This window comes from Streptomyces sp. SAI-127 (genome assembly GCF_029894425.1).
In the GTDB taxonomy this organism is placed as follows: domain Bacteria; phylum Actinomycetota; class Actinomycetes; order Streptomycetales; family Streptomycetaceae; genus Streptomyces.
Genome location: NZ_JARXYJ010000001.1, coordinates 5,786,684 through 5,812,691 on the forward strand (window position 1 = coordinate 5,786,684; position 26,008 = coordinate 5,812,691).

24 protein-coding genes are annotated in these 26,008 nt (G+C 71.3%); 21 read left to right on the forward strand and 3 right to left on the reverse strand.

Annotated elements, in window-relative coordinates; genetic code table 11:
* Positions 1-109: 109 nt before the first annotated feature.
* Together M2157_RS26585 and M2157_RS26590 are read right to left on the reverse strand one after the other, a co-directional pair.
* The gene (locus M2157_RS26585) at positions 110-730 is read right to left on the reverse strand and encodes a ScbR family autoregulator-binding transcription factor (RefSeq protein ID WP_280858348.1); all 621 of its coding nucleotides are present in this window, start codon (positions 728-730) and stop codon (positions 110-112) included.
* Positions 731-930: 200 nt separating this feature from the next.
* Complete coding sequence (locus tag M2157_RS26590; RefSeq protein ID WP_280866378.1) at positions 931-1,701, reverse strand: response regulator transcription factor; 771 nt, start codon at positions 1,699-1,701, stop codon at positions 931-933.
* 466 nt (positions 1,702-2,167) lie between these two features.
* On the opposite strand from M2157_RS26590, the gene M2157_RS26595 reads away from it, so the two are divergent.
* The 4 genes from M2157_RS26595 (at position 2,168) to M2157_RS26610 (ending at position 6,998) form a co-directional block, all read left to right on the forward strand.
* Positions 2,168-3,091 carry a ScbA/BarX family gamma-butyrolactone biosynthesis protein gene (locus M2157_RS26595; RefSeq protein ID WP_280866379.1) on the forward strand — a complete coding sequence of 308 codons (924 nt, stop codon included), beginning with the start codon at positions 2,168-2,170 and terminating at the stop codon, positions 3,089-3,091.
* 5 nt (positions 3,092-3,096) lie between these two features.
* On the forward strand, positions 3,097-4,002 hold the full coding sequence (locus M2157_RS26600; protein WP_280866380.1) for an NAD-dependent epimerase/dehydratase family protein: 906 nt from the start codon (positions 3,097-3,099) through the stop codon (positions 4,000-4,002).
* Positions 4,003-4,072: 70 nt separating this feature from the next.
* The gene (locus M2157_RS26605; RefSeq protein ID WP_280858344.1) at positions 4,073-5,065 is read left to right on the forward strand and encodes an aldo/keto reductase; all 993 of its coding nucleotides are present in this window, start codon (positions 4,073-4,075) and stop codon (positions 5,063-5,065) included.
* A gap of 160 nt (positions 5,066-5,225) precedes the next feature.
* Complete coding sequence (locus M2157_RS26610) at positions 5,226-6,998, forward strand: biotin carboxylase N-terminal domain-containing protein (RefSeq protein WP_280865761.1); 1,773 nt, start codon at positions 5,226-5,228, stop codon at positions 6,996-6,998.
* A gap of 60 nt (positions 6,999-7,058) precedes the next feature.
* Here M2157_RS26610 and M2157_RS26615 read toward each other — a convergent pair whose 3' ends face one another.
* A complete protein-coding gene (locus tag M2157_RS26615; RefSeq protein ID WP_280858342.1) occupies positions 7,059-7,916 on the reverse strand; it encodes a hypothetical protein in 858 nt (285 codons plus the stop codon).
* 242 nt (positions 7,917-8,158) lie between these two features.
* Between M2157_RS26615 and M2157_RS26620 the strand changes: the two genes are divergently transcribed.
* From M2157_RS26620 to M2157_RS26700, 17 genes are all read left to right on the forward strand, one after another.
* Complete coding sequence (locus tag M2157_RS26620; protein WP_280866381.1) at positions 8,159-9,433, forward strand: MFS transporter; 1,275 nt, start codon at positions 8,159-8,161, stop codon at positions 9,431-9,433.
* 80 nt (positions 9,434-9,513) lie between these two features.
* Complete coding sequence (locus M2157_RS26625; protein WP_280858340.1) at positions 9,514-10,185, forward strand: TetR/AcrR family transcriptional regulator C-terminal domain-containing protein; 672 nt, start codon at positions 9,514-9,516, stop codon at positions 10,183-10,185.
* Between the two features lie 47 nt (positions 10,186-10,232).
* Positions 10,233-11,798 carry an acyl-CoA carboxylase subunit beta gene (locus M2157_RS26630; protein WP_280858339.1) on the forward strand — a complete coding sequence of 522 codons (1,566 nt, stop codon included), beginning with the start codon at positions 10,233-10,235 and terminating at the stop codon, positions 11,796-11,798.
* A 192-nt stretch (positions 11,799-11,990) separates the two neighbouring features.
* The gene (locus M2157_RS26635; protein WP_280858338.1) at positions 11,991-12,320 is read left to right on the forward strand and encodes a TcmI family type II polyketide cyclase; all 330 of its coding nucleotides are present in this window, start codon (positions 11,991-11,993) and stop codon (positions 12,318-12,320) included.
* A complete protein-coding gene (locus M2157_RS26640) occupies positions 12,317-13,588 on the forward strand; it encodes a beta-ketoacyl-[acyl-carrier-protein] synthase family protein (RefSeq protein WP_280858337.1) in 1,272 nt (423 codons plus the stop codon). The genes M2157_RS26635 and M2157_RS26640 overlap by 4 nt, the downstream gene beginning before the upstream one ends.
* A complete protein-coding gene (locus M2157_RS26645; protein ID WP_280866382.1) occupies positions 13,585-14,799 on the forward strand; it encodes a ketosynthase chain-length factor in 1,215 nt (404 codons plus the stop codon). Before M2157_RS26640 ends, M2157_RS26645 begins: the two co-directional genes overlap by 4 nt.
* A 43-nt stretch (positions 14,800-14,842) precedes the next feature.
* Positions 14,843-15,106: an acyl carrier protein gene (locus M2157_RS26650; protein WP_280858335.1), complete on the forward strand. Its 264-nt coding sequence runs from the start codon at positions 14,843-14,845 to the stop codon at positions 15,104-15,106.
* Between the two features lie 75 nt (positions 15,107-15,181).
* The gene (fabG, locus tag M2157_RS26655; RefSeq protein WP_280858334.1) at positions 15,182-15,967 is read left to right on the forward strand and encodes a 3-oxoacyl-ACP reductase FabG; all 786 of its coding nucleotides are present in this window, start codon (positions 15,182-15,184) and stop codon (positions 15,965-15,967) included.
* Between the two features lie 21 nt (positions 15,968-15,988).
* Positions 15,989-16,924 carry an aromatase/cyclase gene (locus M2157_RS26660; RefSeq protein WP_280858333.1) on the forward strand — a complete coding sequence of 312 codons (936 nt, stop codon included), beginning with the start codon at positions 15,989-15,991 and terminating at the stop codon, positions 16,922-16,924.
* Positions 16,925-16,958: 34 nt separating this feature from the next.
* On the forward strand, positions 16,959-17,786 hold the full coding sequence (locus M2157_RS26665; RefSeq protein ID WP_280858332.1) for a 4'-phosphopantetheinyl transferase superfamily protein: 828 nt from the start codon (positions 16,959-16,961) through the stop codon (positions 17,784-17,786).
* Entirely contained in the window at positions 17,741-19,219 is a 1,479-nt protein-coding gene (locus tag M2157_RS26670) for an FAD-dependent monooxygenase (protein WP_280866383.1), read from the forward strand. Before M2157_RS26665 ends, M2157_RS26670 begins: the two co-directional genes overlap by 46 nt.
* Positions 19,216-21,150, forward strand: coding sequence for an SDR family oxidoreductase (locus tag M2157_RS26675; RefSeq protein WP_280866384.1), 1,935 nt, complete (start codon positions 19,216-19,218; stop codon positions 21,148-21,150). The genes M2157_RS26670 and M2157_RS26675 overlap by 4 nt, the downstream gene beginning before the upstream one ends.
* 184 nt (positions 21,151-21,334) lie before the next feature.
* Positions 21,335-21,952: an SDR family NAD(P)-dependent oxidoreductase gene (locus M2157_RS26680; protein WP_348541833.1), complete on the forward strand. Its 618-nt coding sequence runs from the start codon at positions 21,335-21,337 to the stop codon at positions 21,950-21,952.
* A gap of 5 nt (positions 21,953-21,957) precedes the next feature.
* On the forward strand, positions 21,958-23,181 hold the full coding sequence (locus M2157_RS26685; RefSeq protein WP_280868278.1) for an MFS transporter: 1,224 nt from the start codon (positions 21,958-21,960) through the stop codon (positions 23,179-23,181).
* A 51-nt stretch (positions 23,182-23,232) separates the two neighbouring features.
* Positions 23,233-24,264 carry a methyltransferase gene (locus tag M2157_RS26690; RefSeq protein WP_280858327.1) on the forward strand — a complete coding sequence of 344 codons (1,032 nt, stop codon included), beginning with the start codon at positions 23,233-23,235 and terminating at the stop codon, positions 24,262-24,264.
* A gap of 25 nt (positions 24,265-24,289) precedes the next feature.
* Positions 24,290-24,970 (forward strand): hypothetical protein, encoded by a 681-nt coding sequence (locus M2157_RS26695; RefSeq protein WP_280858326.1) that lies wholly within the window; start codon positions 24,290-24,292, stop codon positions 24,968-24,970.
* A 30-nt stretch (positions 24,971-25,000) separates the two neighbouring features.
* Positions 25,001-25,924, forward strand: coding sequence for an LLM class flavin-dependent oxidoreductase (locus M2157_RS26700; RefSeq protein ID WP_280866385.1), 924 nt, complete (start codon positions 25,001-25,003; stop codon positions 25,922-25,924).
* Positions 25,925-26,008: the final 84 nt, after the last annotated feature.

Below are 26,008 nucleotides of genomic sequence, written 5' to 3' on the forward strand. Positions count from 1 at the left end.
CAAGTGGGGGCCGGCCGAGGGCAATGGGGGTGCCCCGCCCCCGCTGGGAGCGTGTGCCCGACCGCACGCCGTTGCTTGATCCCTACGCCTGACGCCAAACGCCTGGCGCCTACGCGTTGTTGGGCGCGGGCGGCGGGGTGATGCGCAGGTTGCCGATCATGCCGGGGCCGACCATGCCCGGCAGCAGGAGGCGCCACATCGTGGTGACCCGCTCGGGCAGGTCCTTGCGGTCGGTGTAGACCTGCGACATCACCTGCATGCCGGTGAACGCTCCGACGATCATGGTGGTGGCCTCTCCCAGATCCAGCCCCGGCAGGATCTCGCCCTGGTCCCGGGCCTGCTCCAGCAGTTCGCGGATGGCCGCGCTCGACTGGTCGTAGGGCGTGTTCAGGGGGCGGGGGAAGGAGGTCTTCTCCACGGCCAGGCGCACACTGGCCCGCAGGACCGGGTCGCGCTGGAGGCGGCCGGCGAAGGCGAAGGTCAGGTCGATGATCGCCTGGAACCTGGTGGCGTGCTCGGGGAGGACGAGGGCCTCGCTGTGCGCGTCGAGCAGCGCCACGGCGATCGCTTCCTTGGAAGGGAAATGGTGGTACAGGGCGCCCCGGGTCAGGCCGCTGCGCGCGAGGATCTCGTTGGTGCTCGCGGCATCGAAGCCGCGCAGGTCGAACACCTCGGCGGCGGCCTCAAGAATCGCCCGCCGCGATCGCGTTCCGCGTTCCTGCTTCGCCATGACCCTGATCCTTGCGCTCGCTCGACATGAAACTGTACCGACCTGTCTGCATCCTAAGGTAGGGCGGACGGCTGCTCAGAGCGTTGCGCCACCGTCGGAAGGTTGGCTTCCGATTCGGCGGTGGGTGGTGGGCGTGGCATGGACGGGCTCGCGGGTCGCACCCGGTGTCGGTGTCCGCCGACACCGGGGCGCGTTCGTGCTCAAGGGCTGCCGAGGCGGAAGCCGACACCGCGGACCGTGACGATCCAGTTGCTGGAGCCGAGTTTGCCGCGCAGGCTGCTGACGTGGGTGTCGATGGTGCGGCCCTTGTGGGACCAGGCGTCGTCCCAGACCTGGGTCATCAGCTGGCGCCGTGACACGACGGCACCCGGCTGCATCGCGAGCAGGTGCAGCAGGTCGAACTCCTTGCGGGTGAGGTCCACGGGGAGGCCGTGCACGGTGACCTTGCGGGTGACCGCGTCGATGCGCATCGGGCCGTGCTCGATGGTCCGGGCCGTCTGGGAAGGCCGGACGCGGCGCATCACCGCTCCGATCCGGGCCAGCAGTTCGTGGAAGCCGTACGGCTTGACCATGTAGTCGTCCGACCCGGCCTGGAGCCCCAGGACGCGGTCGAGCTCGCTGCCGCGCTCGGTCACGGCGATGATCGGGGTGTCGCTCGTCGCCCGGATGCCCCGGCAGACCTCGAGGCCGTCGAGGTCGGTCAGGTCGAGGTCGAGCAGGATCAGGTCTGCCTGGTGGTGGACCTGGAGCGCCTGGCTACCGGTCGCCACGCTCTCGGCGCGATAACCCCGCCGTATCAGGTCCTGGACCAGGGCCTTGGCCGAGCGTTCCTCGTTCTCCACGACGAGGATGCGCAGCGCAGGGTGCTCGACAGGGACGTGCAGCCGCGAGGCGGGCGGGTGGGTGGGGTGGGGCGTGGTGTGGTGCCGCGCGGTGTGGGATTCGGGTAGGTCCGCTACCTGCCGGTTCATCTGTTCCCCCTGTACTCGGGCCGCACCGGCGGCCCTGCCAGATGTTCAAGTGAAAATCCAGGTGCACCGTGAAGATACCAAACAGACTTGTCTGATTGTCAATGAGTACTCGGCTGCGGGACCATGAGACGTCAGAGGTAACCTGAGCTGGGACGTTAATGGTTTTGCCGGATTTGGGTGGACCGATTCAGCGGGCCGCGATCCGGGAGGGTGTGGCCTGGTCTTCGGCAAGAACAGGCAAACCTGCCTGTTCGAGCGATGTCGGTGGGTGATGCACTCATTACTGACGGAGTGTGTCGCCCGCCACACTGCGGCGTGTCGCGGTCGTGAAGGCCTCGTTCCGAAGTTTTTACTTGATTTACCCAACAGACCTGTCTGTATTTTATGGACTGGTCGACGGGGGGCCGCTGCGCAGCATGCAGCACTCAGCTCCTCCCTGCTCAAAAACAGACGGGAGCTCACCAGCATGACCGCAACGCTCGACTACGCACACTCGCAACTGACCACGATCGTCCCGCGCCAGTACGTCCACCGCGCTGCCGTGTCCGAGGTTCTGCTCACCGGTTGGCGGGCGGCCGCTCAGGCCGACGCCTTCACGGTGCGGGCCCAATGGCCGCGCGGACACGCCCTGTTCGCCCAGTCGGGCGGCCACCAGGATCCGATGCTGTTGATCGAATCGGCCCGGCAGATCGGGTCGCTGCTCGCGCACGCCGAGTTCGGGGTTCCGTTCGGGCACCAGTTCCTGATGCGGTCCATAGGGTTCACCGCGACGACGGACATGTTCGTCGCGACGCCGGCCCCGACCGAGGTCGAACTGCACACGGTGTGCCACGACATCGTCCGCCGGGGCAAGAGCCTGGCCGGCATGCGCTACGAGGTGACCGCGACGGTCGACGGCGTGGCCCTGGCCACCGCCGGAGCGGCCTTCAACTGCACGGGGCCCAGCGTCTACAAACGGCTGCGGGGGGAGCGCCCGACCCGCACGAGGCGGGACCCGGGCCGACCGATAGATCCGGCCCGGGTCGGCCGCACAGGACCGGACAACGTGGTCCTCTCCGAGGCCCCGGGCAGCCCCGTGGACCGTTGGGAACTGCGCGTCGACTGCGGCCACCCGATCTTCTTCGACCACCCGGTCGACCACGTCCCGGGCATGGTGCTCCTGGAAGCGGCCCGGCAGGCCGCACACGCCGCGACCGGCATGCCCGACGCCCTCGTCCTCGACGTGGACAGCTCCTTCGACCGGTACGCCGAACTCGACGAGCCCTGCTACATCGAGGCGAGGCCGGTCGGCGTCGACCGCACCGGCGACGTGCTGGTGCGGGTGCGCGGGGTCCAGTGCGACGAGACCGTCTTCAGTGCCCGCCTGACGCTGCGGACCCGCACCAGGTGAACACCATGATCACGGGCGCGGCCGGCTTCGTCGGGAGCCAGGTCGCCCGCGAAGCCGCCCGCCGTGGCGCGGAGTTGACCCTGATGTCGCACCGCAGGTCGCCGCCACGGCCCGACGAGGGCGCGGCCCGGACCGTCCGTGCGGACCTGACCGACCCGGACTCGTTGCACGGACTGTGCGACGGAGTCGACGTCCTGCTGCACTGCGCCTCGCAGATCGGCGGGACGCCCGAGGCCAACCAGGCCGTCAACGCGCGCGGCACCGCCGCCCTCGTGGCCGAGGCGCGGCGTGCGGGGGTGTCCCGGATCGTGTACCTCGGCACCGCCGCCGTCTACGGGCGCGGCACCTACCGGTGCGCCCGCCCCGAGGACCTGGTGCGGGATCCGCGATCGCCGACGTCCCGCACGCGGGGCGAGGCCGAGGACGCCGTGCTGGCCGCCGGCGGGATCGTCGTCCGTCCGCACCTGGTGTACGGACGCGGTGACGACTGGGTCGTGCCCGGGCTGGCCCGGTTGCTGCGGGCCCTGTCCTGCACCCCGACGGGGTGGCAGACCGAGCACTCCGTCATCGCCGTCTCCGAACTCGCCGCGCTGATAGTGGAATTGGGCCTCGCTCCGTACGACAGTCTGTCGACGTGCGTCTACCATGCGGCGTACCCAGACCCGGTCACAGCGTCCGCCCTGCTGCAGACCGTGGCCGCTGGCATGGAACAGCCGCCGCCACCAAGGGACTTGGGGATCGTCCAGGCACGCGACGTGGTGGCGGAGCAGACCGGTGCCGCACACGCACTGGACATGCTCGCCACCGACCACTGGTTCGACAGCACGACGATCTGGGCCGACCTCGGCCGGGCCCCGGTCCTGTCGTGGGACGCGGACCGCCCGCGGATGAAGGCGTGGTACCCGGCCTGACCCGACCCTGTTCCCCGACCTCATCTCCCGACCCCCCACCGATGCAGCACCGTCCCAAGGATTGGCACACATGGAATACACCAGGCTCGGCCGCAGCGGACTGTCCGTGTCCCGACTCGTGCTCGGCACGATGAACTTCGGAACGCAGACCTCCGAGGCGGACAGTCACACGATCATGAACCGTGCCCACGAGCACGGCATCAACTTCTTCGACACGGCGAACGTCTACGGCACACGACCGGGCGAGACCTCCACCGAGGGGATCATCGGCAGGTGGTTCGCCGAGGGCGGCGGCCGACGCGAGAAGACCGTGCTGGCCACCAAGGTCTACCTCCCGACGGGCGGTTGGCCCAACGAGGCGTACCTGTCCGCGCTGAACATCCGGCGCGCCTGTGAGGACTCGCTCAGGCGCCTCGGGACCGACCACATCGACGTCTACCAGATGCACCACATCGACCGGAACACGCCCTGGGAGGAGATCTGGGAGGCCTTCGGCGTCCTGCGTCAGCAGGGCAAGGTCCTCTATTTCGGTTCGTCCAACTTCGCCGGCTGGCACATCGCGCAGGCGCAGGAAGCCGCCCGCTCGCAGCACTTCCTCGGGCTGGTCAGCGAGCAGTCGATGTACAACCTGATGTGCCGCTGGGTCGAGCTGGAGGTGCTGCCCGCGGCCAAGCACTACGGGCTGGGCCTGATCCCGTGGGGGCCCCTGCACGGCGGAGTGCTCGGCGGTGTCCTGCGCAAGCAGAAGGAGGGCAGGGCCTCCCGCGGCAGCACGGGACGCTCCGTCGGTGTGCTCGCCCAGCACCACGACACCATCGAGGCGTACGAGAAGCTGTGCGCCGACCTCGGGGAGGACCCGGCTCACGTCGGACTGGCGTGGCTGCTGGCGCAGGACGGCGTCACCGGGCCCATCATCGGTCCGCGCACGGCAGAGCAGCTCGACAGCTCACTGCGCGCCCTGACGATCCACCTCGACGACGCCACACTGGCCCGGCTGGACGAGCTGTTCCCGCCGCCCGGCCCGAACGGGGCCAGGCCCGCGCCCGAGGCGTACGCCTGGTGAGCAGGCTCCCGCGTTGAACGCCGCTGTGGAGGTGGTGCCTCCACAGCGGTTCCGGCCCGTACGGCTTCACCAAGGTTTGTCACAGGGTGTCTTGAACGCTGTAGCGGCGCCCGGGAATGCTGGCCGAAAGTATCCGTTCTCTCAGCAGAAGTGAGGCGTCGTGCGCAAGGTGCTCATCGCCAACCGTGGCGAAATCGCTGTCCGCGTTGCCCGGGCCTGCCGGGATGCCGGTATCGCGAGCGTGGCCGTGTACGCCGACCCGGACCGGGACGCTCTGCATGTCCGCGCCGCGGATGAGGCGTTCGCCCTGGGCGGTGACACCCCGGCCACCAGCTATCTGGACATCGGCAAGGTCCTGGGCGCCGCGCGCGAGTCGGGCGCGGACGCCATCCATCCCGGCTACGGCTTCCTCTCCGAGAACGCCGAGTTCGCGCAGGCGGTCCTGGACGCGGGCCTGATCTGGATCGGCCCGCCCCCGCAGGCCATCCGCGACCTCGGTGACAAGGTCGCCGCCCGGCACATCGCCCAGCGGGCCGGCGCCCCGCTGGTGGCCGGCACCCCGGACCCGGTCTCCGGTGCCGAGGAGGTCGTCGCCTTCGCCCGGGAGCACGGCCTGCCGATCGCCATCAAGGCCGCCTTCGGCGGCGGCGGTCGCGGCCTGAAGGTCGCCCGCACCCTCGAAGAGGTCCCCGAGCTCTACGACTCCGCGGTGCGTGAGGCGGTCGCCGCGTTCGGCCGCGGCGAGTGCTTCGTCGAGCGCTACCTCGACAAGCCGCGCCACGTGGAGACCCAGTGCCTGGCCGACACCCACGGCAACGTGGTCGTCGTCTCCACCCGCGACTGCTCGCTGCAGCGCCGCCACCAGAAGCTGGTCGAGGAAGCCCCCGCGCCCTTCCTGTCCGACGCCCAGGTCGCCGAGCTGTACTCGTCCTCCAAGGCCATCCTCAAGGAGGCCGGCTACGTCGGCGCCGGCACGGTGGAGTTCCTGGTCGGCATGGACGGCACGATCTCCTTCCTCGAGGTCAACACCCGCCTCCAGGTGGAGCACCCGGTCACCGAGGAGGTCGCCGGGATCGACCTGGTGCGCGAGATGTTCCGCATCGCCGACGGCGAGGAGCTCGGCTACGGCGACCCCGAACTGCGCGGCCACTCCTTGGAGTTCCGCATCAACGGCGAGGACCCGGGCCGGGGCTTTCTGCCCGCGCCCGGCACCGTCACCCGCTTCGAGGCCCCCTCCGGCCCGGGCGTGCGCCTGGACGCCGGTGTCGAGTCCGGCAGCGTCATCGGCCCCGCCTGGGACTCCCTGCTGGCCAAGCTGATCGTCACCGGCGCCACCCGCGCCCAGGCCCTCCAGCGCGCCGCCCGCGCCCTGGCCGAGTTCCAGGTCGAGGGCATGGCCACCGCCATCCCCTTCCACCGCAAGGTGGTCACCGACCCCGCCTTCGCCCCGGAGCTGACCGGCTCCGGTGACCCGTTCACGGTCCACACCCGCTGGATCGAGACCGAGTTCGTCAACGACATCAAGCCCTTCGCCGCCCCCACCGAAACCGAGGCCGACGAGGACACCGACCGCGAGACGATCGTCGTCGAGGTCGGCGGCAAGCGCCTGGAGGTCTCCCTGCCGGTCTCCCTGGGCATGTCGCTGGCCCGCACCGGCCTCGCCGCCGGGGCCAAGCCCAAGCGCCGCGCGGCCAAGAAGTCCGGCCCCGCGGCCTCGGGTGACACCCTCGCCTCCCCGATGCAGGGCACCATCGTCAAGATCGCCGTCGAGGAGGGCCAGGAGGTCAAGGAGGGCGACCTCGTCGTCGTCCTGGAAGCCATGAAGATGGAACAGCCCCTCAACGCGCACAAGGCCGGCACCGTCAAGGGCCTGTCCGCGGAGGTCGGCGCCTCGATCACCTCCGGCGCCGCGATCTGCGAGATCAAGGACTGAGCAGTCGTACGGGGAAGGGCTCCTGGCGGTCCGCCAGGAGCCCTTCCCCGTAGCCGTGATCTATGCGGAGCGGTGTTTGAGCGACTCGTGGACGTCCGTCGCGTGGTAGTACGTGCGGCCTGACGCGCTGCGGCGGCGCCATTTCTCGGTGCTGGCGTGACGGTAGACGCTGCCCGGGGGCACGGCCCACAGCCGGGCGATGTCCGCGGCGGTCACCCAGCGCTCCTCCTGGGCGGTTCCGTCGTCGGCCGGTGCGGCGCCGAGCCGACGGCTGAGCTGGAGCCACTCGGGGCCGGCCCAGTGGTGGGCGGGGTTCTCGGTACAGGTGATGGTGGCCGGCAGTCGCGGCGTCCGGGGCCGGACGATCGCGGTGAGGTCGCCGGAGCAGTCCGGCTCCACACAGTCGCCCACCGGGATGCGCCGGCTCGTCGCCGGGTCGATGACACCGTGCGCCTTGCGGACCAGCTGCGCCACCTCGGCGGAGACGTCACCGGCGGCCTCGTGCCCGGCGAGCCAGTTGCTGTGCCGGACCAGGAACCGGGTGAGCGGGGCGACCGCCCGCCGGGGGCCGGTCAGGCCGAACTCCTCCAGGACCAGGGTCGCCCACGAGCTGAGCACCCCCAGGATCGAGGAACGCGTGTCGGCCGCACGGCAGTTGAAGGGCATGCCGGGCAGCGGGCCGCCGGAGGTCTTCTCCGGGCTCCGCTCACCGCCGCCCCCGGCGAGGTGCCGCGCGCACTCCTCGTACAGCTCCGGCAGTCGGCTCAGGTCCCGCACCAGGTGCTCCTGGCACGCCGGGCACAGCCGGGTGCCGGGCGCGGCGCGGCGCCGGGCCAGGCCGCCGGACTCACGACGGACACAGCCGGCTCCGGCGCAGGCCGTCGTCGCCACGGACATACGGATGCTCCCCTGGGTCACCGCGAACTCCTCTGTGTGGTCGCCTCAAGGATGGAGGGAACGCTAATTCGGCAATTCTCCGGGCAGCAATGCCATAAGAAGGTCACCTGTCATTCGTGACAGAAATCGATGAATTCCCGTACGTGCCTTCACCGTTCATCACAAGGATTGACCGGGATCTGACATCGGATTCCTTGACCGGGCCGCCGGGACCGAAGAAGCTTTGAGGCAGAGTCCCCCGCCGTGTGCCCACGAAGGACGAGATGAGATCTCCCCTCGCCGGCACGTTCCGGTCCCTGACCATGCGCAATTTCCGGCTCTTCGCGGCAGGACAACTCGTCTCCGTCGCCGGCACCTGGATGATGGTCGTCGCACAGGACTGGCTCGTGCTCTCCCTGACCGGTGACTCCGGGACCGCCCTCGGCCTGGTGACCGCCCTCCAGTTCACACCTCTTCTGCTGCTCACCCTCTACGCGGGCGGTCTCGCCGACCGTCTCGACAAACGCCGGCTGCTGATGGCCGCGAACCTCGCCTCGGGGGTGCTGGCCCTGCTGCTCGGCGTCCTCGTGCTGAGCGGCCGGGCCGGGCTGTGGCACGTCTGCCTCTTCGCGCTCGGGCTCGGCATCGTCAACGCGGTCGAGGTGCCCGCCCGGATGTCCTTCGTCAGCGAACTCGTCGGCGCCGACCTGCTGCCCAACGCGTCCGCGCTCAGCGCCGCGTACTTCAACACCGCGCGGGTGGCCGGCCCCGCGGTGGCGGGGCTGATGATCGGCTGGTTCGGGACGGCGGCCGTGATGCTCCTGAACGCCGTGAGCTATCTGGCGACCGTGCTCGCGCTGTGGGCGATGCGGCCCGCGGAACTGCACCGGGACGCACGGCGGCCGTCCCGGGCCCCGGTCATGGACGGCATACGGCACCTCGCGGGCCGCCGCGACCTGTTGCTGCCGATGGTCCTGGTGGCCGTCGTCGGCATGCTGGGGCTCAACTTCCAGCTCACGCTGCCGTTGCTCGCCAAGACCGTCTTCCACGCGGACGCCTCCGCGTTCGGTCTGCTCACCACGGCCTTTGCGGCGGGCTCACTGCTCGCGGCGCTCGTGACCACGGGCCGGCGCGGGCGGCCGTCCGCCGGGCTCGTCATCGGCTCGGCGCTCGGGTTCGGCGTACTGGAGTTCGCGGCCGGGCTCGCGCCCACCTATCCGGCGGCCGTCGTCCTGCTCCTGGGCACCGGCTTCGGGTCCCTCTACTTCGCGCAGGCCGCCAACCACCGCATCCAGTTGGGCAGCGACCCCGCCTACCGGGGCCGGATCCTGGCCCTCTACACCCTGACCCTCCAGGGCACCACACCCCTGGGCGCGCTCCTGACCGGCGCCCTCAGCGAACGCTTCGGCGGTCGCGCCGGGCTCCTGGCGGGCGGCACGGCCACGTTTCTCGCCGCCGTGGCGGTGCTCCTCGTGCAGGTGCGCGGCCGTTACGCCGGCGCGGGCGGCGAGGGGTACGAGGAGCGGCGCACCAGGGCCGTGGAGAAGCCGCTCCGCTGAGCGGTGCGCCGGCGGTGCCGTGAGGTGTCGTCGATCGTCCGCGATGCCATTCACCCTCACCTGACATGGAGGACCACACCATGACCACGTACCAAGCGACCCCCACCCCCCTCCGAGCCGGATCGGCCGAGGAGCGCCAGGCCGTTGTCCGGGCGGCGCGGGCCGTGTTCGCCCGGGAGGGCTGGACCCATGCCGGTGTCGCGGACATCGCGATGGAGAGCGGGTTGGACCAGGCCGTCGTCACGCACTACTTCCAGGACAAGGAGCGGCTGCTGCTCACCGTTCTGCTGGAAGGTGCCGCCGCGGTGGCCGCGGAGCTGACCGTCATCGCCGAGAACCACCTCGCCGAGATCACCGACCTGGAGCAGGACCTGGTCGCGCTGGGCCACGCGTGGCTGACGCCGCTGGCCGCGTTCCCCGAGCACTTCGCGATCGTCCGGCATCTCGCCGCGGAGGTCGCGGCCTGGCCGGCCGGTGTGGTCGAGATGTGGCGGACCGCCGGTCCCCGGCAGGCGACCCGCGAGCTGGCCCGCCGCCTCGACCGGCTGGCCGAGCGGGGACTGCTCGCCTTCGGCGACGCCGGGCACGACCCCGAGCAGGCCGCCGAGCGGTTCATCCAGCTGGTCGCGGGCGGTGTCGTCCAGCGCTCCTTCCACGGGGCCCTGCCGCTGGCCGACTTCGAGACCGACGCACTCGTCACCGCCGGGGTCGCGGACTTCGTCCGCCTCTACCGGCCCGGGGCCGACCGCTGACCGACCGCTGACCGGGCGCATCCGAGACCCACGGAGGTGGGAACACCATGGCCACACCGCACGAGTCGATCCAGTCACGGATCGACGAGCTGACCGAGATCAAGGAGACCGCACGGCTCGGACCGGATCCGGCGGCCACCGAACGCCAGCACAGCAAGGGGAAGCTGACCGCTCAGGAGCGGATCGCCCTGCTTCTCGACAAGGGCTCGTTCAACGAGGTCGAGCCCCTGCGCCGGCATCGGGCCACCGGGTTCGGACTGGAGCGGAAGAAGCCGTACAGCGACGGTGTGGTGACCGGCTGGGGGACCGTCCACGGTCGCACGGTCTTCGTCTACGCACACGATTTCCGGATCTTCGGCGGGGCGCTCGGCGAGGCCCACGCCCAGAAGATCCACAAGATCATGGACCTGGCCGAGGCGGCCGGCGCCCCGCTGGTCTCCCTCAACGACGGGGCCGGCGCCCGGATCCAGGAGGGCGTCACCGCGCTGGCCGGCTACGGCGGCATCTTCCGGCGCAACACCCGATCCTCGGGCGTCATCCCGCAGATCTCCGTGATGCTCGGCCCGTGCGCGGGCGGCGCCGCCTACTCCCCGGCCCTCACCGACTTCGTCTTCATGGTCCGCGAGACGAGCCAGATGTTCATCACCGGCCCCGACGTCGTCAAGGCGGTCACCGGCGAGGAGATCACCCAGAACGGCCTGGGTGGCGCCGACGTCCACGCCACCACCTCGGGCGTGGCCCACTTCGCCTACGACGACGAGGAGGAGTGCATCGAGGACGTCCGTTACCTGCTCTCGCTGCTGCCCGCCAACAACCGTGAGCTCTCACCCGTCGAGCGCTCCGGGGACCCCGTCGACCGGCTCAACGACGCGCTGCTCGACCTGGTCCCGGCCGCCGCCGGGCAGGCGTACGACATCCGCAAGGTGATCGAGGAGGTCGTCGACGACGGCGAGTTCTTCGAGGTCCATCCGCTGTGGGCGACGAACATCGTGTGCGCTTTCGCCCGGCTCGACGGGCATGTCGTCGGTGTCGTCGCCAACCAGCCCGCCGCCATGGCCGGGGTCCTGGACATCGACGCCTCCGAGAAGGGCGCCCGCTTCGTGCAGTTCTGCGACGCCTTCAACATCCCCCTGGTCACCCTGGTCGACGTGCCAGGCTTCCTGCCCGGTGTGGACCAGGAGCACAACGGCGTGATCCGGCGCGGCGCCAAGCTGCTGTACGCCTACTGCAACGCCACCGTGCCGCGCATCTCGCTGGTGCTGCGCAAGGCGTACGGCGGCGCGTACATCGTCATGGACTCCCGGTCCATCGGCGCCGACCTGGCGCTGGCCTGGCCGACCAACGAGATCGCGGTGATGGGTGCCGAGGGCGCCGCCAACGTGATCTTCCGGCGGGAGATCACCGCCGCCGAGGACCCCGACGCGGTGCGCGAGCAGCGCATCGAGGAGTACCGGAGCGAGCTCATGCACCCGTACTACGCAGCCGAGCGCGGACTGATCGACGACGTCATCGACCCGCGCGAGACCCGTACCGTGCTGATCCGCTCCCTGGACATGCTGCGGGCCAAGCACGCGGACCTGCCCTCGCGGAAACACGGGAACGCCCCGCAGTGAACGCGGAATTGTAGTTCTGGGCCGGATCCTGACGCTTTTCCTCTTGAATTCGGGATTCTGTCCGAAGAGGATATGTATCAGAGTCCGGAGCTTTGTCGCCGAATCCCTTCGGTTGGACGCCCACTCTCACTCCAATCCGCCGTACGGCTTTTGCTGCCCTTTTCGGGACTGGACAACTTGGAGAAGAATCGAATGCACAGCAACCTGATCGTGGCCAGGATGGAGCCCGGTGCGGGCGGCCAAGTGGCCGATCTCTTCCAGGCGTTCGACGCCACCGAGATGCCGCACCTGATGGGCACCCGCCGGCGTCAGCTCTTCCACTACCGCGGGCTCTACTTCCACCTCCAGGACTTCGACACCGACAACGGTGGGAAGCAGATCGAGGAGGCCAAGACGGACCCGCGCTTCATCGGTATCAGCGAGGACCTGAAGCCGTTCATCGAGGCGTACGACCCGGCGACCTGGCGCTCACCCGCCGACGCCATGGCGACCCGCTTCTACCACTGGGAGGCGAGCTCGTGAACGGCCGTCGCGTCGTCATCACCGGGCTGGAGGTGCTCGCCCCCGGCGGTGTGGGCAGCGAGGCCTTCTGGTCGCTGCTCAGCGAGGGCCGTACGGCCACCCGTGGCATCACGTTCTTCGACCCGTCGCCGTTCCGCTCCCGGGTCGCCGCCGAGATCGACTTCGACGCGGAGGCGCACGGACTGAGTCCGCAGGAGATCCGGCGGATGGACCGGGCGGGCCAGTTCGCCGTCGTCGCCGCCCGCGGCGCCCTCGCCGACAGCGGCCTCGACCTGGAGTCGCACGCCCCGCACCGCGTCGGCGTCACCGTCGGCACGGCCGTAGGGGCGACGATGGGCCTCGACGAGGAGTACCGGGTCGTCAGCGACGGCGGTCGGCTCAACCTCGTCGACCACCGCTACGCGGTCCCGCACCTCTACAACCACCTGGTGCCCAGCTCGTTCGCGGCCGAGGTGGCCTGGGCGGTGGGCGCCGAGGGTGCCAACGCGGTGGTGTCCACGGGCTGCACGTCGGGCATCGACTCCATCGGGTACGCCATCGAGCTGATCCGTGAGGGGTCGGCCGACGTCATGGTGGCGGGCGCCACCGACGCCCCGATCTCGCCGATCACGATGGCGTGCTTCGACGCGATCCGGGCGACCACTCCGCGGCACGACGAACCGGAGCGCGCCTCGCGCCCCTTCGACAGCACCCGCAACGGGTTCGTCCTCGGCGAGGGTTCGGCCTTCTTCGTGCTGGAGGAGCTGGAGAGCGCCCGCCGGCGGGGCGCTCGGATCTACGCGGAGATCGCCGGCTACGCGACCCGCAGCAACGCCTACCACATGACCGGACTGCGCCCCGACGGCGCGGAGATGGCGGAGGCGATCCGGGTCGCGCTGGAGGAGGCGCGGATGAACCCGGAGCAGATCGACTACATCAACGCGCACGGTTCCGGCACCAAGCAGAACGACCGGCACGAGACCGCCGCGTTCAAGAAGAGCCTGGGCGGCCACGCCTACGAGACACCGGTGAGCTCCATCAAGTCCATGGTCGGCCACTCCCTCGGTGCCATCGGCGCCATCGAGATCGCCGCGTCGACCCTGGCGATGACGCACCACGTGGTGCCGCCCACGGCGAACCTCCACGAACCCGATCCCGAATGCGATCTCGACTATGTGCCCGTCACCGCCCGGGACCACCGGACGGACGCCGTGCTGACCGTGGGCAGTGGCTTCGGCGGCTTCCAGAGCGCGATGGTGCTGGCCCGGCCGGAAAGGACCGCCGCATGAGCACGTCAGTAGTGGTGACCGGCCTGGGCGTGGTCTCGCCCAACGGGCTCGGTGCCGAGGAGTACTGGCAGGCCGCCCGGGTCGGCAAGAGCGGCATCGGACGGATCTCCCGCTTCGACCCCACCCAGTACCCGGCCCAACTCGCGGGCGAGATCCATGGGTTCGAGGCCGGGGAGCACCTGCCGAGCCGGCTGCTGCCGCAGACCGACCGCATGACGCGTCTCGCGCTCGTCGCCGCGGACTGGGCGCTGACGGACGCCGGGGTGGATCCGAAGGACCTGCCCGCGTTCGACATGGGCGTGGTCACCTCCAGTGCGTCGGGCGGCTTCGAGTTCGGCCAGCGCGAGCTGGAACGGCTGTGGAGCCAGGGCAGCGAGTACGTCAGCGCGTACCAGTCCTTCGCCTGGTTCTATGCCGTCAACAGCGGCCAGATCTCCATCCGGCACGGCATGAAGGGCCCCAGCGGAGTCGTCGTCAGCGAGCAGGCCGGCGGTCTGGACTCCGTCGCCCAGGCCCGCCGCCAGGTCCGCAAGGGCACCCCGCTGGTCGTCACCGGCTCCGTCGACGCCTCGCTGTGCCCCTGGGGCTGGGTGGCCCAGCTGACCGGCGGCCGGATCAGCACCCAGAACGACCCGGCCGCCGCCTACCTGCCCTTCGACCGGCGGGCCTCCGGCCATGTGCCGGGCGAGGGCGGCGCCCTCCTCATCCTGGAGCGCGCGGACGCGGCCCGGGCGCGCGGCGCCAAGGTGTACGGCGAGATCGCGGGCTACGGGGCCACGTTCGATCCGAAGCCGGGCAGCGGGCGTCCGCCTGCCCTGCGTCTCGCGATCGAGACCGCCCTCGACGACGCCGGCGTCACCGCCGGTGACGTGGACGTGGTCTTCGCCGACGGCGCGGCCGTCCCCGAGCTGGACCGCATCGAGGCCGAGGCCCTGAACGCGGTCTTCGGCCGCGGGCAGGTCCCGGTCACCGTGCCCAAGACGACGACCGGCGCCCTGTACTCCGCCGCCGGCGCCCTCGACCTGGCGACGGTCCTGCTCGCGATGGAGGAGGGCCTGATCCCGCCCACGATGAACACCGAACCGGCCGAGGAGTACGGCCTGGACCTCGTCGTCGGTCACCCGCGCACCACCGAGGTGCGCACCGCGCTGGTGCTGGCGCGCGGCCAGGGCGGCTTCAACTCCGCCCTCGTCGTCCGATCCGCCGACTGAGTCCGATCCGCCGACCGACCCCGCCGAACGCAAAGGAACCGCCATGCCCGAGAAGGCATTCACCCTGGACGACCTCCGCCGCATCCTCGTCGACGCGGCCGGCGACGACGAGTCCTACAACCTGGACGGCGACATCCTCGACACCGACTTCGAGGAGCTGGGCTACGAGTCGCTGGCCCTGCTGGAGACCGGCGGCCGCATCGAGCGCGAGTACGGCATCTCCCTCGACGAGGAGGTGCTGAGCATCGCGAACACCCCGCGCCTGCTGATCGACACCGTCAACAACGGTCTCGCCTCCCTCGTCTGAGCCGGCCGTCCGCCGGGCGGCGCACCACCACCGCCGCCCGGCGGCCCCCATCCACCTCTCTTGGAGACGACAGACATGTCAGAGCAGCACCAGCGGGTGGCCCTGGTCACCGGCGCCACCAGCGGGATCGGCCTCGCCGCCGCCCGCCTCCTGGCCCAGCAGGGCCACCGGGTGTTCATCGGCGCCCGCGACGCCGACAACATCGCCGCCACCGTGAAGGAACTGCGCGACGAGGGCCTGGAGGTCGAGGGCAGCACCGTCGACGTCCGCTCCGCCGACGCGGTGCGGGACTTCGTCAGGGCCGCCGTCGACACCTTCGGCACCGTCGACGTCCTGGTCAACAACGCGGGCCGCAGCGGCGGCGGCGTCACCGCCGACCTCACCGACGAGCTGTGGGACGACGTCGTCGAGACCAACCTCACCAGTGTCTTCCGGATGACCCGTGAGGTCCTCAACGCCGGCGGGATGCGGCACAAGGACCGCGGCCGGATCATCAACATCGCCTCCACGGCCGGCAAGCAGGGCGTGGTCCTCGGGGCGCCGTACTCGGCGTCCAAGCACGGCGTGGTCGGCTTCACCAAGGCCCTCGGCAACGAACTGGCGCCCACCGGGATCACCGTCAACGCGGTGTGCCCCGGCTATGTGGAGACCCCCATGGCCCAGCGCGTCCGCCAGGGCTACGCGGCCGCGTACGACACCAGCGAGTCGGCCATCCTGGAGAAGTTCCAGGCCAAGATCCCGCTCGGCCGCTACTCCACCCCCGAGGAGGTGGCCGGCCTGGTGGGCTACCTGGCATCCGACACGGCGGCCTCCATCACCGCGCAGGCGCTCAACGTCTGCGGCGGACTCGGCAACTTCTGACGATCTCTGGGAGAGCTGACCATGACCATCCGTGAGGTCGAGCACGAGATCTCCGTGGCCGCACCGGCCGAGACGGTGTACCGGTTCATCGCCGACGTGGAGAACTGGCCGAGGATCTTCCCGCCGACCATCCACGTCGAGCAGGTGGAGCGCGGCGAGCGGGAGGAACGTATCCAGATCTGGGCGACCGCCAACGGCGAGGCGAAGAACTGGACTTCGCGCCGCGTCCTGGACCCCGACGGCCTGCGCATCGACTTCCGCCAGGAGGTGTCCACGCACCCGGTGGCCGCCATGGGCGGTACCTGGATCATCGAGCCGGTCTCGGCGACCGGGTCGAGGATCCGGCTGCTGCACGACTACCGGGCGGTGGACGACGACCCGGAGAGCCTGAAGTGGATCGACGAGGCCGTCGACCGCAACTCCCGCTCGGAGCTGGCCGCGCTCCGGACCAACGTCGAACGCGTCCACGCGGAGGCGGAGCTGACCTTCTCCTTCGAGGACTCCGTCGACGTCGCCGGATCCGCCAAGGACGTCTACGACTTCATCGACGAGGCGCACCTGTGGTCCGAGCGGCTCCCGCACGTGGCCACGGTCCGGCTGACCGAGGACACCCCCGGCCTGCAGACCCTGGAGATGGACACCCGCGCCCAGGACGGCTCCGTCCACACCACCAAGTCGTACCGGGTGACGTTCCCGCACCACAGGATCGCCTACAAGCAGGTGACCCTGCCGGCGCTGATGACACTGCACACCGGCTACTGGACGTTCACCGAGACCGCGACGGGCGTCACCGCGTCCTCCCAGCACACGGTGACGCTCAACACCGAGAACATCGCCCGGATCCTCGGCGCGGACGCCACCGTCGCCGACGCGCGCGCGTACGTACAGAACGCGCTGAGCACCAACAGCAGGGCCACCCTCGGCCACGCGAAGGCCCATGCCGAGGGCCGGCGCTGAACCTGGTGCGGCCCGACCGGCCCCCGCACGCCCGGTGCTCCCGGTACTGCGCGAACCACCGGAACTCTCGCTGTGGCTGCTGCGCGCACCGCTTCCCGGCAGCGCCGCGGCGGCCCGGCTGGCAGTGGGCGAGCTCGACGCCGCGGAGGTGCGGCGGGCCGAGCTGTTCGTGCGGCCCGTGGACCGGGTGCAGTACCTGTCGGCGCACATCGCACTGCGCCGGATCCTGGCCGCCGCCACTGGGTTCCCGCCCGAACGGCTGCTGCTGGGCCCCGAGTCCGGCCCACCACGGCAGCCCCGCACCGGCCGGCCCGTGCTGCGGCACCCGCCCCTGCCGGTGCACTTCTCGCTCTCGCACAGCCACGGGCTGATCCTGATCGGCACCGCGGCGAGTGCCGTCGGCGTGGATGTGCAGCGCACTCCGACGTTCGAGGCGGTGCAGGTGTGCGGGCCCGCCCTGCACCCGGCGGAGTGGCGGGAACTCCTCGCCGTGCCCGAGGAGTTCAGGCCCGCGTCCTTCGCGCGGCTGTGGACCCGCAAAGAGGCGTACCTGAAGGGGCTGGGCACGGGGCTCGGCCGCAGACCGGCCCTCGACTACCTGGGGGCCGGAACCGACGCCGACGCCCCGTCCGGCCCACCGGGCTGGATCGTGCGGGACGTGCAGGTCGGGCCGCACCACGCCGCCGCTGCCGCCCTGGCCGTCACCGCCGAACCGTTCATCACGCTGCGCACCCTCCCGGTGGCGTGTCTGTACGACGGCGCGGCGGGTCTGCCGCTGTCCGCGGCTCCGCTACTGGCTTTGAGAAGGAGAGGTTCATGGATGCTTCGGTGGTCGTTGTTGGAGCGGGACCCGCCGGGCTGATGCTCGCCGGGGAACTCCGCCTCGCGGGGATCGACGTCGTGGTGCTGGAACGGCACCCCCGGCGCACCGGGGAGTCCCGGGGCATCGGCCTGACCATCGGCACCATGGAGGTGTTCGACCAGCGCGGCCTGCTGCGCCGGCTCGGCCCCTACGAGACCGGCGGGATGGGCCATTTCGGCGGCCTGCCGCTGGACATGAGCGTCCTCGGGGCGGCCCATGAGGCGGCCCGCACCGTCCCGCAGTCGGTGACCGAGGAAGCCCTGGAGGCCTGGGCGGGCGAACTCGGCGCCGACATCAGGCGCGGGCACGAGTTCCTGTCGTACCAGGACACCGGCGACGGCGTGACGGTGACCGTGCGGCACGACGGCGGCGAGGAACGGCTGCGGGCCCGCTACCTCGTCGGTTGCGACGGCGGCCGCAGCGTGGTGCGCAAGGCGGCCGGGTTCGACTTCCCCGGCACGGCCGCCACGACCGAGATGCTGCTGGCCGACGTACGCGGGGTCGATCTGGAGCCGCGGATGACCGGGCAGCAGATCGGCGGCGGGTTCGTCATGGTCGCCAAGCTGGCCGGCGGGATCCACCGGATCATCGTCGGCGAGCACGGCATCCCGCCGCAGCGGCGCACCGGGCCGCCCGCGTTCGCCGAGGTCGCCGACCTGTGGAAGCGGCTCACGGGCGGTGACGTCTCGCACGCCGAGCCGGTCTGGGTCAGCGCTTTCGGCAACGCCACCCGGCAGGTCACCGAGTACCGGCGGGGCCGGGTCCTGCTGGCGGGCGACTCCGCCCACGTGCATCTGCCCGCGGGCGGGCAGGGCATGAACACCAGCGTCCAGGACGCCCACAACCTCGGCTGGAAGCTGGCGGCGGTGCTGCGCGGCGACGCCCCCGCGGAACTGCTCGACACCTACCACTCCGAGCGCCACGAGGTGGGCCGCGCGCTGCTCGCCAACACCCGGGCGCAGAGCCTGCTGGTCCTCGGCGGCGAGGAGGCCCAGCCGCTGCGGGACGTCCTGGCCGAGCTGATCCAGTACCCGGAAGTGGCCCACCACCTCGCGGCCAAGGTGAGCGGTCTGGACATCCGCTACGACGTCGGTGGTGGTGCCGGCGCACTGCTCGGGCGGCGCCTGCCGCACCTGCCGGTAAACACGACCGGAGGCCGCCGCACCAGCAGCACCGCCCTTCTGCGCACCGGCCGGGGCGTGCTCCTCGACCTCGACGACAACGCCGTGCTGCGCCGCCGCGCCCAGCCCTGGAGGGACCGCGTCGACATCGTCACCGCGACCCAGGACCCGGGGGCAGGCCCGTCGGCGGGTACGACCGCGGTGCTGCTGCGCCCGGACGGCTATGTCGCCTGGGCCGCCCCCGGCAGCCATCGCAACCTGGACACCGCGCTGGCCCGCTGGTTCGGGCCGGGCCTGGGGCGGCGCCGATGACCCGGTACGACGTCGTCGTGGTCGGCGCCGGGCCCGTCGGGCTGTTCCTCGCCGCCGAGCTGCGCGCGGGCGGTGCCCGAGTCGTCGTACTGGAGCGGCTGGCGCAGCCGAGCGGGGAGTCGCGGGCGTCGATCCTGCACGCGCGGACCATGGAGATCTTCGCCGACCGCGGCTTCCTGCCCCGGCTGGGCGAGCTGCCCGCCGTCGGCCCCGGCCACTTCGGCGGCCTGCGCCTCGACCTCGCCGAGGCCGACCCGGACCATCCCTACGCGGGCCAATGGGAGTGTCTCCAGCATCACTTGGAGACCGAGCTCCAGACCTACGCCCTCGACCTGGGCGCCGAGATCCGCCGCGGCCACACGGTGACCGGGCTCAGTCAGACCGACGACGGCGTCCGCGTCGAGGTGCGCGGGGACGGTCGTACGACCTACGACATCGCGGCGGCCTACGTCGTCGGCTGCGACGGCGAGCAGAGCACCGTACGCGAGCTCGGCGGGTTCGAGTTCGCCGGGCGGGACGCCGACAAGGTGATGCTGCGGGCCGACGTCGCGGGGATCGACATCGGCAATCGGCGACTTCAGCGGTTCGCCGACGGCATCGCCACCGCCTACCGCAGGCCCGACGGGACCACCCGGCTCATGGTCCACCGGTTCGGCGAACAGCCCTCGGGCGAGGTGACCTTCGAGCAGGTCGCCGACGCCTGGGCGGCGGTGACCGGCGAGGAAATCGGCCACGGGCGGCCGCTGTGGCTCAACCGGTTCGGCAACGCCTCCCGGCAGGTCACCGAGTACCGGCGGGGCCGCGTCCTGCTCGCCGGCGACTCCGCGCACAGCCAGATGCCGGTCGGCGGCCAGGCCGTCAACCTCGGCCTCCAGGACGCGGCCGCCCTCGGCCCGCTGCTCGCCGACGTGGCCGCCGGACGCACCCGGCCCGCACACCTCGACGCCTACCACGCCGAGCGCCGTCCGGTGGGTGCCCGGACGCTGGCCAACATCCAGGCGCAGGCCCAACTGCTGTTCGGCAGCGCAGAAGTCACCGCGTTGCGGGACGTCTTCGGCGAGCTGATGGAGGCCGCCCCGGTACGCCGGCACCTGGCCCGCATGATCAGCGGCCTCGACGTGCCGCAGCAGCCCCGACCGCACACCCACCGACCCGGAAGGTCAACCGTGGACAGGCTCACCGACAAGACCGCCCTCGTGACCGGCTCCAGCCGCGGCATCGGCCGGGCGACGGCCATCCGGCTCGCCCGCGAGGGCGCGCTGGTCGCGGTGCACTACGCGGCCAACGACGAGGCCGCCGACGACACCGTCGAACGGATCGAGAAGGAGGGCGGCAGCGCCTTCAAGGTCCGAGCCGAACTCGGCGTCCCCGGCGATGTGCACGAGTTGTTCCTGGGCCTCGAACGCGGCCTCAAGGAGCGCACCGGCGAGACCCGCCTCGACATTCTCGTCAACAACGCGGCCGTGACGTCGACGGGTTCGGCGCCGGAGGACCTCACCCCCGAGGAGTTCGACCGCTACTTCGCCGTCAACGCGAAGGCGCCGTATTTCCTCGTGCAGCGCGCCCTCGAGCAGATGCCGAGCGGCGGCCGCGTCATCAACGTCACCACCGGCGTCACCCGTACCTCCGTCCCGGACCAGGTCGCGTACGCCATGACCAAGGGCGCGGTCGAGCAGCTCACCTTCCAGCTGGCCCGCCTCCTCGCGCCGCGCGGCATCACCATCAACAGCGTGGCGCCCGGCATCACCAACAACGGCGGCGCGATCTTCGACAACCCGGACGCCGTCGAGGCGATGGCGAAGTTCTCGGCCTTCAACCGGGTCGGCGAGGCCGGCGACGTCGCCGACGTCATCACCTTCCTGGCCACCGACGAGGCCCGCTGGATCACCGGCGCCTTCATCGACGCCACCGGCGGCACCCTGCTCGGCTGAACCGCCTCGCCCCGCACCGACATCGAGAGGGAATCCATGTCCGTCGACACCGCGCGCGTCGCCGTCGTCACCGGAGGAAACAAGGGGATCGGCCGGGGGATCGTCCGGCAGCTCGCCGAGCGTGGCCTGACCCGTCCATCTGGGGGCCCGCGACGAGGAACGGGGCCGTGCGGCCGCGAGCGCGCTGCGCGCCGATGGCCTCGACGTGCGGTTCCTGCACCTGGACGTCACGGACGAGACCTCCGTCGCGCTCGCCGCCAAACGCCTCCAGGACGAACACGGCACACTGCACGTCCTCGTCAACAACGCCGGCATCGGCGGCCCCATGCAACCGCCCAGCGAGACCCCCGCCGAGCAGGTACGCACGGTCTACGAGACCAACGTGTTCGGCGTCATCACCGTGACCAACGCCCTGCTGCCCCTGCTGCGCCGGGCCCCGTCGGCCCGGATCGTCAACGTCAGCAGCGCGATCGGCTCGCTCTCCGCGGCCGCCGCCAACCTCGACCCCACCGGCGTCCACCCGCCCGGCGAGTTCCCGGTGATGCTGTCGTACGCCACCTCGAAGAGCGCGCTCAACGCGGTCACCCTGACCTACGCCAACGAACTGCGCGGCACCGGCATCCTCGTCAACGCGGCCTCCCCGGGCTTCGTCGCCACCGACATCAACGGGCACCACGGCCTGCTCACCACCGAGCAGGGCGCGCGCATCCCCGTCCTGCTCGCCACGCTCGACGACGACGGGCCCACCGCCACCTTCCTCGGCGAGGACGGCACTCCCGAGGGCCAGGTGCTGGACTGGTGACCTCCATGCTCGCCAACACCTCTGCCACGAAAGGCGGTTGGGGCGCCCTGCAGTGGACCCGGCTGCTGGTGCTGTCCGGCAACATGCTGCTGGACGCCGTCGAGGTGTCCGTCATCCTCATCGCCCTGCCCGCGATAGCCGACCGCTTCGGTCTGACGCCGTGGGACGCCCAGTGGCTGATGAGCGGCTTCGCGCTCGGCTTCGCCGCCCTGCTGCTGCTCGGGCCGCGGCTGTGCGCCCTGCTCGGACGCCGACGCGTCTACCTGGGCGCGATGCTGCTGTTCGGCCTGGCCTCGGTGGCCGGCGGGTTCGTCGCGGGGCCGGCGCTCCTGGTCGCCGTCCGGGTGGTCAAGGGCGGCTGCGCGGCGCTGACCGCACCGACCGGCCTCGCCCTCATCAACGACCTCTTTCCCGAAGGCCCCGAGCGACGGCGGGCGTTGACGGTCTACTCCCTCTTTGGCGCGGCCGGCTTCACCGCGGGCCTGCTCCTCGCGGGCGCCCTGCCGGAGGCCGCCTGGCGCTGGGTGTTCGTCTTCCCGGCACCGATCGCCCTGGTCCTGCTGCTGTGCGGGCTGTACGTCCTGCCCCGCCCCCAGGGCGACAGCCCGCCCCGACGCCCACACCCCACACCGGACACGCGCCGACCGGCGCTGCCCCGTCCCGCCCTGCTGAAGCGGGGCTCCCTGCTGCGCTCCGCGCTGGGGGCCGCCTCGCTCAACGGCACCTATCAGGGGCTGCTCGTCCTGCTGGTCTTCCAGATGCGGGACGAGTTCGGCTGGTCGCCCTGGCGGACCGCGCTCGCCCTGCTGCCCGCCTGCGTTCCGCTCGCGCTGACCGTGCCCTTCGCGGGCCGGTTCATCGCCCGGTACGGGACCCGCAGGCTCATCACGCTCGGCGCGCTCTTCCCGCTGCTCGGCTACGGCCTCTACCTGGCCCGGCCCGACGGCAGCCCCTACGCCCTCGGCATGTTGCCCACCCTGCTGCTCGTCGAGGCCGGTTTCTGCTGCGCGTTCGTCGCCCTGAACGCGCAGGCGACCGCGGGGTTCGACGCGGCGGAGCGGGGCGCGGCGGTTTCGCTGTACCAGACCTGCGTACAGCTCGGCGCCGGAGCGCTCCTGCCGCTCGTCGGGCTGCTCCTGACCCACGGCGAAGGGCCGCGACCCACGCTGGCACTCATCACGGCGGCCGGGGCACTGGGCCTGGCCGCCGCGCTCGTCCGCCGTCCCTGACCCACCCCTCGACCCGTTCACCTGTTCATCGCCCAAGGAGGCTTACCGACCATGGCCGTCGAATCGCCCGAGAGCCCCGTGAACCCCGGCCCGATCATGGGCTTGATCCTCGGTTCCTGGCAGGCACGGATCCTGCTGGCAGCCGTAGAGCACGACGTCTTCACCGAACTGTCCAAGGACGCGGCGACGTCCGACGAACTCGCAGCGCGGCTCGGTCTGGCGCCGCGCGGCACCAACGACCTGCTCGCCGGGCTCGTCCACCTCGGCCTGCTGGAGACGGCGGACGACAGGTTCACCAACTCCGCGGTCACCGACGCCTTCCTGGTCCGCGGCCGCCCCGCCTACCTCGGCGGCTACCTGCACTTCTGCGAGCAGGAGCTGAACCCCGCCTGGAACGGCCTGGCCGACTCCCTGCGCACCGGCAAGCCGCAGAACCAGGCCGCGGTCGCCGGCAACCCGTACGACACCCTGTACGCGGATGCCGACGCCACCGACGGCTTCCTGGACAGCATGGACCTCCTCAACGCGCCGATCGCCGCCGCACTGAGCGGCTTCGACTGGAGCGGCTTCACCTCCTTCGTCGACATCGGCGGCGCGCGCGGCAACTTCGCCCACCAGGTGGTCACCCGCAACCCCCACCTCAAGGGCGCGGTGTTCGATCTGCCGCCGCTTGAGCCCGCCTTCGAGCGCCACATGGACCGGCTCGGCGCCACGGAAACGCCCGTCACCTTCCACGGCGGCGACTTCTTCGAGGACGACCTGCCCAAGGCGGATGCGCTCGTCTTCGGCCATGTTCTGCACAACTGGGGTGTGGAGGACCGCATCACACTCCTGAAGCGGGCCTACGACGCCCTGGAGCCGGGCGGCGCCGTCCTCGTCTACGACCCCATGGCGGGCGGCCAACAGCCTTCGATGCACGGGGCGTTGGCCGGTCTCACCATGCTCGTGTGGTCCCGCGGCGGTCACGAGTACACCGCCGACGAACTGCACGGCTGGCTGCGCGAGGCGGGCTTCTGGCCGGAGACCGTCGAGGTCGAGGGTCTGCACGAGGACGTCCTGGTCATCGGCCGCAAGGCCGCGTAGCCCACGAGAACCTAGGAGTTCGACGATGCCCACCGCGTCGGACGTCCGGCCGTCCATCGGCCGCCCGGACGTCACCACAGCACTGGTAGAGGAAGCCGTCCTCGGCGATCCCGCACGCGTCGAGGCGGCCGCGGCCGCGGTCGTCGCGCACTGGGAGTCCGCCGCCTGGCCGACCGGCCTGCTCTCCCTGACCCTGTTCACCGGCACCGACGGCACGTCGCTGCTGACCTACGCCCAGTGGTCCACGGCCGACGGCTCCGAGGAGGCCCTGCGCACGGCGTACGCCACCCTGCGCCCCGACTGGCGGACGCTGGGCTTCGAGCCGGGAGAGCCCCGGGCGTTCGCCCTGTACCGCCGGGTGCAGCCCACCGTGCTGCCGGACCCGCTGCCGCCGGTCGGTTGCTATCCGGCCGCGTTCTTCTCGATGAACGGCGGTGACACGGCACGGAGTTGGACCGACGGGCTGCTCGGCACCGAGGAGAAGACGGTGGGCGAGGACCGCTCCTACCCGGGAGCGATCGCCGCCAACTTCCATGTCTCCGCGGATGATTCGGGAATCTTCCTGCTGTCCGAGTGGGCCTCGGAGGCCGAGGCACTCGTGCACATCAAGGCCGAGATCGAACCCCTCCTGGAGTACATGGGTCAGGCTGAGGCGGGAGCCGGCCGCCGTTACGGCTTCCACGCGAGCGTCTCCGCGGCCGGCTGACGAGACTCGAACAAAGCGAAGGGCGTCACCTTGACTACATGGTCCGCACGCGAAGTCGTCTTCGGCTTCGGCGCGCACAGCACGATCGACGAAGCGCCGGAACTGCTCGGCATGGCCGAACTGGCCGACCGCGAGGGCCTCGACCTCTTCTCCCTGTCCGACCACCCCTACCTCGGTGCCCGCCTGGACGCGTACGCCACGGTCGGGTTCATCGTCGGCCGTACCCGGCGCCTCGCCGGATTCGCCAACGTGACCAACGTGCCGCTGCGGCCCCCCGCCATGCTGGCGCGGACGGTGACGACACTCTCCGCGCTCTCCGGTGGCCGGGTCGTGCTCGGCTTCGGCGCCGGCGGGCTGTGGGAGCGGATCTCCGACATGGGCAGAGAGCCCCTCACCCCGGGCGAAGCCGTGCAGGCCTTCGAGGAGGCGGTCGTCCTCATCAGGAAGCTGTCGGGCGGCGGCCCGCCGGTCACCTTCGAGGGCAGCCACTACCGGGTGAACCAGATCGAGCCCGCCCCGGTGGCCGCGCCCCCGGTGTGGACCGGGTCGGTCGGCCGGAAGTCGCTGGCCGCGACCGGCCGGGTGGCCGACGGCTGGATCCCCGGTCACGCGGCCGACTGGCTCAGCCCGCGCTACCGGGAGTCGCGGCCGGTCATCGACGAGGCCGCGGCGAGCGTGGGCCGTGACCCGGGCGAGGTCCGCACCGTCTTCAACTTCCCCGGCCGCATCACCGACCAGCCGCTGCCCGCCACCCGCGACCAGGACGGCCGCTGGATCGGCGGCAGCGTCGACCAGTGGGTCGAGGAGCTCACCGGGGCCGTCCTGAACCACGGGGCGTCGGGCTTCATGCTCTTCTCCCCGCGCGGCGGCACCCCGGACATGACGTCGCTCGCCCACTGGGCCGGCGAGATCGTCCCGGCGATCCGGGAAGCGGTCGCCAAGCACCAGGACTGAGGGCCCGCCCCTTTCTCGTTCCGTACGAAGGCCGGCTGTGAGGACCACCTCCTCGCAGTCGGCCTTCGCATGTCACCACCCGTA

Bases quoted from the DNA above. Each gene is read 5' to 3' on its own strand.
- M2157_RS26600 (WP_280866380.1), top strand. From the start codon at position 3,097: ATGATCACGGGCGCGGCCGGCTTCGTCGGGAGCCAGGTCGCCCGCGAA.
- M2157_RS26630 (WP_280858339.1), top strand. From the start codon at position 10,233: ATGGCCACACCGCACGAGTCGATCCAGTCACGGATCGACGAGCTGACC.
- M2157_RS26685 (WP_280868278.1), top strand. From the start codon at position 21,958: ATGCTCGCCAACACCTCTGCCACGAAAGGCGGTTGGGGCGCCCTGCAG.
- M2157_RS26585 (WP_280858348.1), bottom strand. From the start codon at position 730: ATGGCGAAGCAGGAACGCGGAACGCGATCGCGGCGGGCGATTCTTGAG.
- M2157_RS26670 (WP_280866383.1), top strand. From the start codon at position 17,741: ATGGATGCTTCGGTGGTCGTTGTTGGAGCGGGACCCGCCGGGCTGATG.
- M2157_RS26590 (WP_280866378.1), bottom strand. From the start codon at position 1,701: ATGAACCGGCAGGTAGCGGACCTACCCGAATCCCACACCGCGCGGCAC.
- M2157_RS26650 (WP_280858335.1), top strand. From the start codon at position 14,843: ATGCCCGAGAAGGCATTCACCCTGGACGACCTCCGCCGCATCCTCGTC.
- M2157_RS26645 (WP_280866382.1), top strand. From the start codon at position 13,585: ATGAGCACGTCAGTAGTGGTGACCGGCCTGGGCGTGGTCTCGCCCAAC.
- M2157_RS26660 (WP_280858333.1), top strand. From the start codon at position 15,989: ATGACCATCCGTGAGGTCGAGCACGAGATCTCCGTGGCCGCACCGGCC.
- fabG (WP_280858334.1), top strand. From the start codon at position 15,182: ATGTCAGAGCAGCACCAGCGGGTGGCCCTGGTCACCGGCGCCACCAGC.
- M2157_RS26690 (WP_280858327.1), top strand. From the start codon at position 23,233: ATGGCCGTCGAATCGCCCGAGAGCCCCGTGAACCCCGGCCCGATCATG.
- M2157_RS26620 (WP_280866381.1), top strand. From the start codon at position 8,159: ATGAGATCTCCCCTCGCCGGCACGTTCCGGTCCCTGACCATGCGCAAT.
- M2157_RS26695 (WP_280858326.1), top strand. From the start codon at position 24,290: ATGCCCACCGCGTCGGACGTCCGGCCGTCCATCGGCCGCCCGGACGTC.
- M2157_RS26605 (WP_280858344.1), top strand. From the start codon at position 4,073: ATGGAATACACCAGGCTCGGCCGCAGCGGACTGTCCGTGTCCCGACTC.
- M2157_RS26625 (WP_280858340.1), top strand. From the start codon at position 9,514: ATGACCACGTACCAAGCGACCCCCACCCCCCTCCGAGCCGGATCGGCC.
- M2157_RS26675 (WP_280866384.1), top strand. From the start codon at position 19,216: ATGACCCGGTACGACGTCGTCGTGGTCGGCGCCGGGCCCGTCGGGCTG.
- M2157_RS26595 (WP_280866379.1), top strand. From the start codon at position 2,168: ATGACCGCAACGCTCGACTACGCACACTCGCAACTGACCACGATCGTC.
- M2157_RS26635 (WP_280858338.1), top strand. From the start codon at position 11,991: ATGCACAGCAACCTGATCGTGGCCAGGATGGAGCCCGGTGCGGGCGGC.